Annotated in this window: 12 protein-coding genes; 3 read left to right on the plus strand and 9 right to left on the minus strand. The window is 70.3% G+C overall.

From position 1 onward, the window contains the following. Position 1: 1 nt before the first annotated feature. The 9 genes from KHC24_RS21200 to KHC24_RS21240 form a co-directional block, all read right to left on the minus strand. Positions 2–2,548, minus strand: coding sequence for a sensor histidine kinase (locus KHC24_RS21200; protein ID WP_246547390.1), 2,547 nt, complete (start codon positions 2,546–2,548; stop codon positions 2–4). A 137-nt stretch (positions 2,549–2,685) separates the two neighbouring features. Continuing rightward, the gene (gene cysK, locus KHC24_RS21205) at positions 2,686–3,687 is read right to left on the minus strand and encodes a cysteine synthase A (RefSeq protein WP_213365427.1); all 1,002 of its coding nucleotides are present in this window, start codon (positions 3,685–3,687) and stop codon (positions 2,686–2,688) included. A 149-nt stretch (positions 3,688–3,836) separates the two neighbouring features. Next, positions 3,837–4,280: an RrF2 family transcriptional regulator gene (locus tag KHC24_RS21210; RefSeq protein ID WP_213365430.1), complete on the minus strand. Its 444-nt coding sequence runs from the start codon at positions 4,278–4,280 to the stop codon at positions 3,837–3,839. 10 nt (positions 4,281–4,290) lie between these two features. Beyond that, a complete protein-coding gene (dut, locus tag KHC24_RS21215; protein ID WP_213365432.1) occupies positions 4,291–4,764 on the minus strand; it encodes a dUTP diphosphatase in 474 nt (157 codons plus the stop codon). Continuing rightward, positions 4,761–6,017, minus strand: a complete 1,257-nt coding sequence (gene coaBC, locus KHC24_RS21220; RefSeq protein ID WP_213365435.1) for a bifunctional phosphopantothenoylcysteine decarboxylase/phosphopantothenate--cysteine ligase CoaBC — start codon at positions 6,015–6,017, stop codon at positions 4,761–4,763. Before coaBC ends, dut begins: the two co-directional genes overlap by 4 nt. A gap of 48 nt (positions 6,018–6,065) precedes the next feature. Beyond that, positions 6,066–7,634 carry a 2-polyprenylphenol 6-hydroxylase gene (ubiB, locus tag KHC24_RS21225; protein ID WP_373878558.1) on the minus strand — a complete coding sequence of 523 codons (1,569 nt, stop codon included), beginning with the start codon at positions 7,632–7,634 and terminating at the stop codon, positions 6,066–6,068. Positions 7,635–7,641: 7 nt separating this feature from the next. Further along, positions 7,642–8,403 carry a bifunctional demethylmenaquinone methyltransferase/2-methoxy-6-polyprenyl-1,4-benzoquinol methylase UbiE gene (gene ubiE, locus KHC24_RS21230; protein ID WP_476726956.1) on the minus strand — a complete coding sequence of 254 codons (762 nt, stop codon included), beginning with the start codon at positions 8,401–8,403 and terminating at the stop codon, positions 7,642–7,644. A gap of 223 nt (positions 8,404–8,626) precedes the next feature. Further along, positions 8,627–9,319, minus strand: a complete 693-nt coding sequence (locus KHC24_RS21235; RefSeq protein WP_213365441.1) for a L,D-transpeptidase — start codon at positions 9,317–9,319, stop codon at positions 8,627–8,629. 148 nt (positions 9,320–9,467) lie between these two features. Next, positions 9,468–9,950, minus strand: coding sequence for a hypothetical protein (locus tag KHC24_RS21240; protein ID WP_213365443.1), 483 nt, complete (start codon positions 9,948–9,950; stop codon positions 9,468–9,470). Positions 9,951–10,140: 190 nt separating this feature from the next. Here KHC24_RS21240 and KHC24_RS21245 point away from each other — a divergent pair, with 190 nt between their 5' ends. The 3 genes from KHC24_RS21245 to KHC24_RS21255 all read left to right on the plus strand — a co-directional run bounded on the left by KHC24_RS21245 (position 10,141) and on the right by KHC24_RS21255 (position 13,159). Beyond that, entirely contained in the window at positions 10,141–10,632 is a 492-nt protein-coding gene (locus KHC24_RS21245) for a GNAT family N-acetyltransferase (protein WP_246547392.1), read from the plus strand. Positions 10,633–10,842: 210 nt separating this feature from the next. Continuing rightward, on the plus strand, positions 10,843–11,766 hold the full coding sequence (locus tag KHC24_RS21250; RefSeq protein WP_213365449.1) for a DMT family transporter: 924 nt from the start codon (positions 10,843–10,845) through the stop codon (positions 11,764–11,766). Between the two features lie 118 nt (positions 11,767–11,884). Next, complete coding sequence (locus tag KHC24_RS21255; RefSeq protein WP_213365452.1) at positions 11,885–13,159, plus strand: ABC transporter substrate-binding protein; 1,275 nt, start codon at positions 11,885–11,887, stop codon at positions 13,157–13,159. Positions 13,160–13,216: the final 57 nt, after the last annotated feature.

Consider the following 13,216-nt stretch of genomic DNA (forward strand, 5'->3'; position numbering starts at 1 on the left):
GCTACTCCGCCGCCACCTGCGCCGCGCCGCTGTCGAGCGGGAAGCGGCAGGTCACCAGCGTGCCGCCGCCCGGCGCCGGACCGATCTGGATCGAGCCGCCATGCAGGGCGATGAGCGAACGGACGATGGAGAGGCCGAGCCCGACCCCGCGATGGCGCGAGCCGGAGGTGTGGCTCTCGAAGCGGTCGAACAGCCGGGCGCCGATTTCCGGCGGGATGCCCGGCCCCTGGTCGCGCACCTGGAACACCACCTCGCCGCCGCGCCGCTCGGCCGCCAGCCGCACCGTCGAGCCGGCGGGGGCGAAACCGACGGCGTTGGACAGCAGATTGTACAGCACCTGCCGCACCCGCTTGGCGTCGGCGCGGAAGCTGCCCGCACTCGCCGGCGCCTCGATGGCGAGGGTGAGGCTGCCTTCGACCAGCCGGTCGCGCACGCCCTCGGCGGCGGCCTCCATGGCGCCGCGCACATCGACCTCGGCGAGGTCTAGCGTCATCGCCCCGGCATCGATGGTGGCAAGGTCGAGAATGTCGTTGATGATGGCGAGCAGCGCCGCGCTGCTCTCGGTGATGTGGTTCACATAGGCGCGCTGGCGGTCGTTGAGCGGCCCGATGCCGGTGTCGTCGAGCAGCTGCGCGAAGCCGATGATGGTGGTCAGCGGCGAGCGCAGCTCATAGGAGACATGGCTGACGAAGGTGCTCTTGAGATGGTCGGCGGCGACCAGCGCCTCGTTGCGATCGACCAGCGCCCGCTCGACATTGACGCTGTCGGTGACGTCGCGCAGCGTGACGAGGGTGCCGCCATCCGGCAGCGGCTGGGTGGAGCCATCGAGGATCATGCGGTCCGCCCGCTCCAGGCGGAACGTCGCCGGCACCCGCGCTTCGATGCCGGTGACGGCGGCGCGCAGCCGGCCCCACGCCGCCTCATCCGCCGACAGCCCCCGGCACGCCTCCACCACCGCGTCGATATGCGGCCGGCCGGCGAGCTGGACCGCCTCCAGCCGCCACATGCGGCGGAAGGCGCTGTTGGACAGGCCGAGCCGTCCGTCGCTGCCGAACACCGCCACCGCCTCGGCGAGCGCGTCCAGCGTCTCGCTCTGGATGCGGGTCAGCGCGTTGAAGCGGCTTTCCAAGGCGAGGCGCTCGGTGACCTCGTCGAACAGATAGGTGACGCCGCCCTCCGGATTGGGCGCGGTGACGACGCGCAGCGTGCGTCCGCCCGGCAGGTGCCACCAGTGCTCCCTCGGCTCGATCGAGCGGTAGGCCTCGTGCAGCTCGGCGCGCCAGGCGCGGAAATCCGCCTGCTCCGGCAGGCGGCGCCCGGCGCGCAGGCGGTCCAGCACCGCGACATCGCTGGGCCGGTCGTCGAGGAAGGCGGGATCGAGATCGAACAGCGTCGCATAGGCGGCATTGTGGAAGATGAGCCGCTTGTCCTCGCCGAAAATGGCGACCGCCGTCGAAAGCTGGTCGAGGGTGCGCCGATGCGCGCCCAGCGCATGGGCGAGCTCGGTGCGGATGCGCTCTTCCTCGGTGGCGTCGAGGGCGATGCCGGCGGTGCCGGCGGCCACCGCCGCCTCCCTCACATCGACGAGGCGGCGGCTGCCGGCCACCACCACCGGCAGGCGGGCCTGGAAGGCGCCGGTATCGGCGACGGCGGCCAGCGCCTGCCGCCGGCCGGCAGCGTCGAGCAGAGCGAGATCGCGACCGAGCGCATCCCGCAGATCGCGCGCCTCGACCGCATGCACATAGGCGGCATTGGCGAAGGCAAGCCGGCCCTCGGCGTCGGCGAGCCAAGCCGGAGCGGGAATGGCGTCGACAAGGTTGCGCAGCGCCCGCGTCTGGTCCTCCAGCAGCGCATGCGCCTCGGCGAGCCTGGCATGGTCGCGCCGCACGCCGGTGATGTCGCGCAGCCTCAGCACCACGGCAGAGCCGACCGGGCGGCCATCGGCCTCGACATAACGCCCGTCCTGGGTGACGAGCGACGCCGCGAGCGGGGTGCCGCGGCGGCGCAGCTGGTCGACCGCCACCTCGATGTCACGGGCGGAGGGCGGCGCGAGCCAACTGCCGAAGGCGAGGATGCGCGCTGGCGCCGCGACCCCGGTGAAGGCGGGGGTATTGCCGATGATCTCGGGATCGGCGGCAGGATCGCGCCACACCACGACGATCTGCGGCTCGGCCATCAGCAGGGCGCGGCCTTCCTCGATCTGCGCCTCCAGCCGCGAGATCTCGGCGAAGGCCCCCTCCTCCCGCGCCCGCGCCGCGCGGCGGAAGCGCACATGCACGATGGCGGTGGTGGTGGCGAAAGCGAGCAGGCCGAGCGCCAGCGACAGGCCGACCAGCGTGCCGGGATCGAGCGCGGCGAGGCTTGACGCCGCCCCGCCGAGCAGGTCCGCGGCGCGGGCCGGCGTGGCGCCGGCCGCAAGCGTCGCCAGCGCGGTGGTGGCGAGCAGATCGCGCCGATCCGGACGATGGGAGCGTATGGCAGCAACGGCGCGCCCCGCGAAGGTTCGCACCCGTCCGTCTGCACCGCCGTTGCCGGCCGGTTGCGCCATTCGCGCCCGTCTCCCTATCGCCGCCGCTCTGCCCCGTATCGGTTCGGCGCGAATATGAGACGTGCCGCCGAACATGCCGAATCAGTGCGACTGTAGCGAAGCCGGGGAGGCTCTGGAATGGCCGTGGAGGCGACGGTTCACAGCCCTTCGAACAGGGCGGTGGAAAGGTAGCGTTCGGCGAAGGACGGGATGATGACCACGATGGTCTTTCCCGCCATGTCCGGCCGGGCGCCGATCTCCAGCGCCGCGGCGATCGCCGCGCCGGAGGAGATGCCGACCGGGATGCCCTCGAGCCGGGCCGCGGCCCGCGCGGTCTCGAAGGCGGTCTGGTTGCCGACGGTGACCACCTCGTCGATCACCGACCGGTCGAGCACCTCGGGGATGAAGCCGGCGCCGATGCCCTGGATCTTGTGCGGGCCGGGCTGGCCGCCGGAGAGCACCGGGGAATCCTCCGGCTCCACCGCCACCATCCGCAGGCCCGGCTTGCGCGGCTTCAGCACCTGGCCGATGCCGGTGATGGTGCCGCCGGTGCCGACGCCCGACACCACAACGTCCACCGCGCCGTCGGTGTCGTTCCAGATTTCCTCGGCGGTGTAGAGCCGATGCGCTTCAGGATTGGCCGGGTTGCGGAACTGCTGCGGGATGATGGCGTCCGGCAGTTCCTTCACCAGTTCCTCGGCCTTGGCCACCGCGCCGCGCATGCCCTGCGCCGCCGGGGTGAGCACCAGCTCGGCGCCCAGAAGCGCCAGCATCTTGCGCCGTTCCACCGACATCGATTCCGGCATCACCAGCATCAGCTTGTAGCCATGCGCGGCCGCGACGAAGGCGAGCGCGATGCCGGTATTGCCCGAGGTCGGCTCGACCAGCACGGTGCCCGGCTTCAGCACCCCCGCCTCCTCCATCGCCTCGATCATCGACAGGCCGATGCGGTCTTTCACGCTGGCGAGCGGATTGAAGAATTCGAGCTTGGCGAGGATGCGCGCCTTCACGCCGCGCTGCGCCGGCAGGCGGGAAAGCTCGACCAGCGGCGTGTTGCCGACGGTCTCGGTGATCGAGGAATAGACGCGGCCTCGGCCGGGCTTCGCGGCGGGAGAACCGGTGGCCGGCGAGATGGCGGGCGAAGGGGCGGACTCGGCCATGGGTGCCTCCGATGGGACGTTGTCGCGGCGGTTACCGAGGAAGGAGATTACGAGGCGATCGCTTGCGGGACGATCACGGGGCCGCCGGTGGTTGATCCGAGGCCTAGCATATTCACGGGATACTGTCGAGAAAGTGAAATATCACGAAACTAAATCGTGAAATCTATGCCTTCCGGCATGGCGCGCCGGTCTTCCCTCTGCGCCGAGCTGCGACACAGATCCTCGACCGTCACCGCATCCAGCGCCGCCTCGAAAGTGTGTTCGGCTTCGCCGACCGCCGGCTGGATCACGTCGCGCACGATGGCGGGCAGGTTGCCGAGCGCATCGCCGGCCTCTGCCTCCACCACCCGCACGATCTCGGCGACGGTGATGCGCCGGCGCTCGCGGGCGAGTTCATAGCCGCCGCGCGGCCCGCGCACGCCCTTCAGCACCCCGGCATGCACCAGCGACTGCAGTACCGGCTCCAGATGGCGGGGCGGCAATTCGTGGCGAGCGGCGAGCGCCTTGGCGGCCACCGGCGTACCCCGCGCATACAGGGCGACGTCGACGACGGCGGCAATGGCTAGAAGGCTTTTGTCGGACAAACGCGGCATGCCTCATTGGCTAGCGCGATATCTGCCTGCCGTCGAGCCCCGTCGAGCCAAATCCACCATTTCCCCGCGTTGTTTTTTCTAAATCACGAGATTCTTCGAGAGTCACGCGAGCGACGGGGGCGACCACCATCTGGGCGATGCGCATGCCGCGCTCGATGGCGAAGGGCTCGGCGCCGAGATTGACCAGCAGCACCTTCACCTCGCCGCGATAATCCGAATCGACGGTGCCGGGCGCGTTGAGCACCGTGATGCCGTTCTTCAGTGCCAGACCCGAGCGCGGACGCACCTGCGCCTCGAAGCCGGCCGGCACGGCGAGGCACAGCCCGGTCGGCACCGCGGCGCGGCCCAGCGGCGCGAGAACCAGCGGCTCGCCCTCCGGCACCGCGGCGATGAGGTCGAGCCCGGCGGCACCCTCGGTCGCGTAGGACGGCAGCGGCAGGCCGGCACCATGCGGCAGCAGCTGGACGGGAACGGCGATGCTCACGATTGGCTCTCCTGCGGGCCGAGCGCCACGGCGATGCGCGCCACGAGGCGCTGGGCGATCTCCGCCTTGGAGGCGGTCGGCCAATGTTCGACACCGGCGGCGCTGACGAGATGCACGGCATTGCTGTCCGCCCCCATCACCCCGCCGGGAATGCCGCTCTGGTGGCCCCCATCCCGCGACACGTCATTGGCAACGATCCAGTCGCAGCCCTTGCGCGCGAGCTTGGCCTGGGCGTGGGCGACGACGTTCTGCGTCTCCGCCGCGAAGCCCACGACGAGGCGCGGACGCCCTTCGGCGCGCCGGGCGATGCCGGCGAGAATGTCCGGGTTCTCGGTCAGCGCCAGCGGCGCCAGCGCGTTGCCGTCCTTCTTGAGCTTTTGGCCGGCTTCGGCGGCAACCCGCCAGTCCGCCACCGCGGCGGCGAACACCGCCGCATCGGCCGGCAACGCCGCCTCCACCGCCGCCAGCATGTCGCGGGCGGTCTCGACATGGTGCACGGCGATGCCGGCCGGATCCGGCAGGTTCACCGGCCCGGACACCAGCGTCACCCGCGCGCCGGCGGCGGCGGCGGCGGCGGCGATGGCGTGCCCCTGCTTGCCCGAGGAACGGTTGGCGATGTAGCGCACCGGATCGATCGGCTCATGCGTCGGGCCCGAGGTGACCAGCACATGGCGTCCCCGCAGCGCGCCGCCAACCTTCACTCCGCCGGCGCCCAGCAGCGCCTCGGCGGCATCCGCGATCTCGGTCGGCTCGGCCATGCGGCCGAGGCCCTCCTCGCCGCGCTCCGCCATCTCCCCGGCCTTGGGGCCGACGAAGACGACGCCATCAGCCTTCAGCATCACGACATTGCGCAGCGTAGCCGGGTGCATCCACATCGCCGGGTTCATCGCCGGGGCGACGAGTCGCGTCGCCCGCGTCGCCAGCAGCACCGCGCCGGCGAGGTCGTCGGCGATGCCGTGCGCCATCTTCGCCATGCGATCGGCGGTGGCCGGCGCGACCAGCACCAGGTCGGCCTCGCGGGCAAGGCGGATATGGCCGATATCCTGCTCGGCGGCGCGGTCGAACAATTCGGTGAACACCGGCTCGTGCGACAGCGCCCCGGCGGCGAGCGGAGTGACGAATTTCTGGGCCGCCCCGGTCATCACCACGCGGACCCGCGCGCCCCGCTCCTTGAGCCGGCGGATGAGGTCGAGGCTCTTATAGGCGGCGATGCCGCCGCCGATGATGAGAAGGACCGTCTTGCCTGCAAGCATGCGTCTCACCGTTTCCCGGCCGGCAGTGGTAGCAGAGCCGCGCGCGGCTCAGAAGATCAGATGCGCCGCCAGCAGCGCGACGATCGCCCACAGCGCGAAGGTCAGGCCGCGATTGCCACGCCCCTCCGCCCGGCCGATCGCCTCCACGGTCTCCGGGGCGAGCGCGAGGCCGTCGCGGGTCGAGCGGTCGAGCTGGCTGGCGATGCGCTGGCCCTGGGCGATCAGGTCCGGCAGCGCCTGAAGCCCGCGTCCCACCGCCTGAAGCCCGTGCGCCGCCTCCTCCAGCTTGCCGGCGGGGCCGAGATTGCGCTCGATCCAGGTACGCACTACCGGCTCGGCGGTCTTCCACATGTTCAGCTGGGGATCGAGGGTGCGCGCCACGCCCTCCACCACCACCATGGTCTTCTGCAGCAGCAAGAGCTCCGGCCGGGTCTTCATGTCGAACAGCGCCGTCACCTCGAACAGCAGGGTGAGCAGCTTCGCCATCGAGATCTCGCTGGCACTGCGCGAATGGATCGGCTCGCCGATGGCGCGGATCGCCTGGGCGAAATCCTCCACCGAATGGTGCGCCGGCACGTAGCCGGCCTCGAAATGCACCTCGGCGGTGCGGATCCAGTTGCGGGTGATGAAGCCGTAGAGGATCTCGGCGAGGAAGCGTCGCTCCTTCACCCCCAGCCGGCCCATGATGCCGCAATCCACCGCCACCAGCCGCCCCTCGGCGTCGATGAACAGGTTGCCCGGATGCATGTCGGCGTGGAAGAAGCCGTCGCGCAGCGCGTGGCGCAGGAAGGACTGCATCAGGATGCGGCCCAGCTCCGGCAAATCATGGCCGGCGGCACGCAACCCCTCCATGTCGTTCAGCTTGATGCCGTCGATCCATTCGGTGGTCAGCACCTCGCGTCCGGTGCGGTCCCAGTCCACCGACGGCACGCGGAAATCGGTCTCGGCGGCGGTGTTCTGCGCCAGTTCGGACAGTGCGGCGGCCTCGAGCCTGAGGTCCATCTCCATCGCCACCGAACGGGCCAGCGTGTCGACGATGGCGACGAGGCGCAGCCGCTGCCCCTCCGGCGAGGCCCTCTCGCCGATCCGCGCGGCGCGATAGAAGGAGGAGAGGTCGGCGCGGAATCGCGCCTGCACGTCCGGCCGCAGCACCTTCACCGCTACCCGGCGCGGCGTCCCCTCGGCCTCGCGCGTCTCGCCCTGGTGCACCTGCGCGATGGAGGCGGCGGCGATGGGCGGGCCGAGCGCGGCGTAGACGGCGGCGACCGGCCGGTCGAGCGTGCGGGCGATCGCCGCCTCCGCCACGCCCTGCGCAAAGGGCGCCATGCGGTCCTGCAGCACTTCGAGGTCGCGCGCCATCTCGGCGCCGACCACGTCCGGCCGCGTCGCCAGGAACTGGCCGAGCTTCACATAGGACGGCCCGAGCCGGGACAGCGCGGCACCGAGCGCCGCGGCGCTGGAACGCCCGTCGCGCCGCTCGATCAGCCGGGCGAGGCGGAACAGCGGTTCGGTGCCCGGCGGCAGGATATCGGGATCGACGCGGGCGAGCACGCCCTCGCGCGCCATCACATAGCCCGCACGGGCGAGCCTCAGCATGTCTCCGAGAAAAGTGGCCACGGCGCGCTCAGATCCTCGCGCCGCTGTGCAGGCAGACGATGCCGCCCGTCAGCGGGGTCCATCCGACGCGCTTCAGCCCGGCCTCGCGCATCATCTGCGCGAACAGTTCCGGCGCCGGAAAGCGGCGGATCGATTCGACGAGATACTGGTAGGATTCGGCATCTCCGGTCACGAAGCGCCCCATGGGCGGGATCGCCTTGAACGAATAGGCGTCGTAGATCGCATCGAGACCGGGCACGTCGACGCGCGAGAACTCCAGCACGAAGCAGTGCCCGCCGGGTTTCAGCACCCGGCGCATCTCGGAAAGCGCCTTGTCCATGCGCGGCACGTTGCGGATGCCGAAGGCGATGGAAGCGGCGTCGAAGGACTTGTCCGGAAAGGGCAACTCCTCGGCATTGGCCTCGACGAACTCCACCTTCCCGGCATGGCCGAGGCTCGCGGCGCGCTCGCGCCCGACGCCGAGCATGCCGCCATTGATGTCGGCCACCACCGCGCTCGTGCCGGCGCCGCCGGCCTCGATGGTGCGGAACGACACGTCGCCGGTGCCGCCGGCCACATCCAGCAGGCGGAACGGCCGGTCGTTCTTCGGCGGGCGGATGCGCGAGACCAAAAGGTCCTTCCACACCCGGTGCAGGCCGAGCGACATCAGGTCGTTCATCACGTCGTAGCGGCGGGCGACCGAGTGGAACACCTCGTCGACCATGCGCTGCTTGTCGCCGAGCGGCACGGTGCGGAAGCCGAAATGGGTGTCGGCGGCGGAATCAGGCAGGGCCGGGGCCGCGACAGGGTCGGCGGCGTCCTGCGGAGCGGCGTCCTGCGGAATCGCGTCCTGCGCGCTGCTGCCTGCGGTCATCCTGCCCTCGCGATTGCGTTCGGTTCAAACCCTGTGCGAACCGAAGCGTGGCGGGACCATAACCGAGCCATTCCCGCCCGACCAGACGGCGAGCCATGCAAGCGCCACATGCAGCGACGGCGGAAACGTCACAAAAGGCTCAGATGACCCGCACCAGCGTGCCGATGCGCACGCGATTATAGAGGTCGATCACATCGTCGTTGCGCATGCGGATGCAGCCGGAGGAGACCGCCTGGCCGATGCTGTCGGCCTCGTTGGTGCCGTGGATGCGGTACAGCGTGCTGCCGAGATACAGCGCGCGGGCGCCGAGCGGGTTTTCCGGCCCGCCCTCCATGCGCTCCGGCAGGCCGGGGCGGCGGGCATGCATTTCCGCCGGCGGCGTCCAGCTCGGCCATTCGGCCTTGCGGCTGATACGCTCGGCCCCGCTCCAGGCAAAGCCCTCGCGTCCCACGCCGATGCCGTAGCGCAGCGCCCGGCCGCCGCCCTGCACCAGATAGAGGAAGCGCGCACCGGTATCGATGATGACGGTGCCGGGCGAATCGGTCGTCACATAGGGCACGGACTGGCGATTATACTCGGTGTTGACGCCCCGCCCGCCGCCGCTCTGATAGACCGGTGCCGGCGCGTTCTCGTCGAAATGCCCGCCGCCCGTGCTGCCCGCCGGCTCGCGGGGACGGGAGGAGAACACCGCATAATTGCCGTCGTCTATGCCGTAGAAGCTGCCCCCGTAGGAGCGGGAGCTCTGCGCCGCCGCCGGTGATGGCAGCAGCGCGCCGGCCAGGGCGGCGATCAACGCCGCCAGAACCATGCCCGAGGCTATGGCGACCGCCATCGGCGGTCCGGCTACGTGCCGGCCGGCACGCGGGGGCCGCCGCCCTCCACTCGTCAGCAAACCACGCATGCGAAGGCTCCGGCGCTACCGCTCCACTGCCCCCATCTTTCACCACGCATGGTTAACGCACGGTTATGCGCGATGCCGGTCAGGCCGGGCAGCGAACATAAACCATGGTGCCGTAGCGCCCCTGAACCTCGGGATCGAGCCACTTCAGCACCAGGATCTGACCATCGAAGCGCAGAACCTCGCGGTCGGCCTGCGAGCCCGGCGGCTCGTCGGGCAGGCCGATATAGGTCGGGCCCGGCGCCACCTGCTTGGACACCAGCTCGGACGGCGTCGACTGGTCGGCGAGATACATCATGAAGCCGCCATTCGGGCCGGCACTGATCACGTAGGGCTGACGGCACCCCTGCCGGGCCTGCGCCTCGGTGCGGGCGGCGTCCTCCGGCCGGTGATAGGCGGCCAAGCCCCATTTGCCGACCAGTTGCTGGGCGGTGATCGGCGAGGTAAAGCGCGGCATGGCCGGCTCGATGGGCGCCGGAGCCTGGGGCGTGCTGGCACAGGCGGCGACCAGCGCGGCCACCGCGGCGATGAGGGACAGACGCAAGAAACGACGAGACAGCTTCATCGAGCACTCCGGGACGGGTAGATGCCGGTCGGAAGACCAGCGACCAGGCGAACCCCGGCCGCAAAAGTGAATGGAATACCCTCCCCGCAGCGGGCTTTACGCGAGGGTCGGGAGGACACAATAGTGCGCCCGCTTCGCCCCGTCGACGTTAACTGAGCCACACTACGAGAGAATTCCATTGGTTTCCCCCTTGATCCGTCCGGCCCGCAACTCCGATGGCGATGCCATCGCCGCGCTGATCGCCGGCGCCTTTGCCGAATATGAAGGCTGCGTTTTCGATCGTGCCGCCGAATTCCCCGAACTCGACGCCATCGCCAGCCATTTCGCCGCCCGTGGCGGCGTCATATGGGTGGCGGCCGACGGCGAGGCGATCATCGGCTCGCTTGCCGCGGCGCCGATGCGGGCGGAAGGCCCGCCTGCGGGTACGGTGGAAATCACCAAGGTCTATGTCGCCCGTGCCTCCCGTCGCCGCGGCATTGCCCGCGCGCTGATGGCCGAGGCGCTCGCCTTCGCCCGCGACCGCGGCGCGCCTGAGCTAAGGCTGTGGACCGACACCCGCTTCCTGGATGCCCATCGCTTCTATGAGAGCCTCGGCTTCGTGCGCCTACCCGGCGCCCGCGCGCTCGGCGACATCTCCGATACCTCCGAATACCCCTACCGCCTGCCGCTTGCCGGCACCTGAACGCGCCGCCAGAGCCCATCGACGCGAGCCCATCGGCAACGGACCCGTTCACCTTTCCCCTCGCATCGTCTAAACCACCGCTGCGAGGCTGCGCGCGGCCCGCACCGGACCGATTCGCCTGGGCCGACACGAGACGATCCTTCGACGGCCGGAGCGCGCTCCCGCGCCGGCGCGCCTCGGCGGGACGGTCCGCCGCGTGAGCCTCGACAAATGACCCGCCCTGTCAGCGACCCGGCCGCCAGACCCGCCTCCGCCGGCCCCGCCGTGCTGGCGATCGCCGGCATCTTCCTCCTGTCCGTCATGGACGGGCTGATCAAGTTCGTCGCCGAAACCCACTCGACGCCGCAAGTGGCGCTGATGCGCTATCTCGCCGGCGGTGCCATGGCCTATCTGGTGTTCGCGGCGCTGCGCACGCCGATGCCCGATCGCGCGACGCTGCGTCCGCACGCCTGGCGCTCGGTGGTGGTGGTGGCGACCGCGCTCACCTTCTTCTACGCCCTCGCCACCCTGCCGCTGGCGGTGGTGCTGGCACTGTCCTTCACCTCGCCGATCTTCATCGCCCTGTTCGCCGGACTGATTCTCGGCGAGCGACCGGGCCGACCGGTGATCCTCGCCATCGGCCTCGGCTTCATCGGCGTGCTGGTGGTGCTCTCGCATGAGATAAGCGCCGGCGGCGCCGGCGAGGCCAGCCATCTCGGCATTGCCGCGGCGCTGTTCTCCGCCGTCACCTATGCACTCTCCATGGTGGTGCTGAAGAGCCGCGCCGCCCGCGATCCGCTCGCCACCATCGTGCTGCTGCAGAACGTGTTTCCGGCGCTGCTGATCGCGCCGCTCGGCCTGCTGGCCTGGACCAGCACGGACTGGACCGAGCTGGTGGTGATGCTCGCCATCGGCGCGCTCGGCACCGGCGGCCATCTCTGCCTCGCCTCGGCCTATCGCAGCGAGGAGGCCAGCCGGCTCGGCGTCTTCGAATACACCTCCTTCGTCTGGGCCATCGCCATCGGCTTCTTCGCCTTCGGGGAGGTGCCGGGCATGGGCACGCTGATCGGCGCCGGGCTGATCATCGGCGGGGCGCTGCTCGCCTCGCGGCGGCGGCGGCGCTCGCCGGAACCGGAGGTCGATGTCGGCCCGTGACGCGCCTCCGGCCCTGCCGAACTTTACCGGGCCTTTCGCCGGACAATGGGGTGGACGGCCGGACCGCACCGGCTAATTTGTCGGGCAGCCGGACCCATCCTCCGACCCGGAGACTTCCATGCCCGCCGCCCATCGCCCGCCCCTGCTCGCCCGGCTTGCCGCAGGAATCGCCCCGCTCTTGGTCGCCCCGCTTTTGGCAGCCCCATTCTTGGCAACCCTGTTGCTGACGGGCTTCGCCGCAACGGTCCCGGCCGGCGCCGCCGAGCCGATCCGCATCGGCGAGCTCAACAGCTACAAGGCGCAGCCGGCCTTCCTCGAGCCCTATCGCAAGGGCATGGAACTCGCCATCGACCAGATCAACGCCGCCGGCGGCATCGGCGGGCGCCCGCTGGAACTGATCACCCGCGACGACGGCGGCAATCCGGGCGATGCGGTGCGCGTCGCCGAGGATCTCGTCACCCGCGAGAAGGTCGACGTGCTCACCGGCACTTTCCTGTCCAATGTCGGGCTCGCCGTCGCCGGCTTCGCCGACAAGCGCAAGGTGTTCTTCCTCGCCTCCGAGCCGCTGACCGACAAGATCACCTGGGCGGAGGGCAACCGCTACACCTTCCGCCTGCGCGCCTCCACCTACATGCAGGTGGCGATGCTGATGCCGCACGCGGTGAAGGCGAACAAGAAGCGCTGGGCGCTGGTCTATCCCAATTACGAATACGGCCAGTCCGCCGCCTCCACCTTCAAGACGCTGCTGAAAGTCGCGCAGCCGGACGTCGAATTCGTTGCCGAGCAGGCGACCCCGCTCGGCAAGCTCGACGCCGGCGCGGTGGCGCAGGCGCTGGCCGATGCCAAGCCCGACGCGGTGTTTAACGTGCTGTTCGCCGCCGACCTCGCCAAATTCGTGCGCGAGGCCAACAGCCGCGGCACGCTGGAAGGCACCTTCGTCGTCAGCCTGCTGTCGGGCGAGCCGGAATATCTCGACCCGATGAAGGACGAGGCACCGCAGGGCTGGGTCGTCACCGGCTATCCCTGGTACGCCATCGGCACGCCGGAGCACAAAGCCTTCCTCGACGCCTATCAGGCGAAATATGGCGAGCCGCCGCGCCTCGGCTCGATCGTCGGCTACACCGCCATCGTCTCCCTCGCCGCCGGGCTGAAGAAGGCCGGCGGGCCGGACACCGAGAAGCTGGTCGAGGCCTTCAAGGGACTGGACGTCACCGGCCCCTTCGGCCCCTTCGTTTATCGCGCCAGCGACCACCAGGCGACCATGGGCGCCTTCGTCGGCACGCTCGGGCTCAAGGACGGCAAGGGCGTGATGCTCGATCCCGTCTATGTCGACGGGGTGAGCGTGCTACCCACCGACGCCGAGGTGGAGAAGCTGCGGCCGAAGCGTGACTGAGGACGATCGCGCGATCGTCCGGTCCCGCGAACTTTTCTCATTGGGAAGAACGCGTTC

The sequence above is a fragment of the Ancylobacter defluvii genome, assembly GCF_018390605.1.
Classification (GTDB): domain Bacteria; phylum Pseudomonadota; class Alphaproteobacteria; order Rhizobiales; family Xanthobacteraceae; genus Ancylobacter; species Ancylobacter defluvii.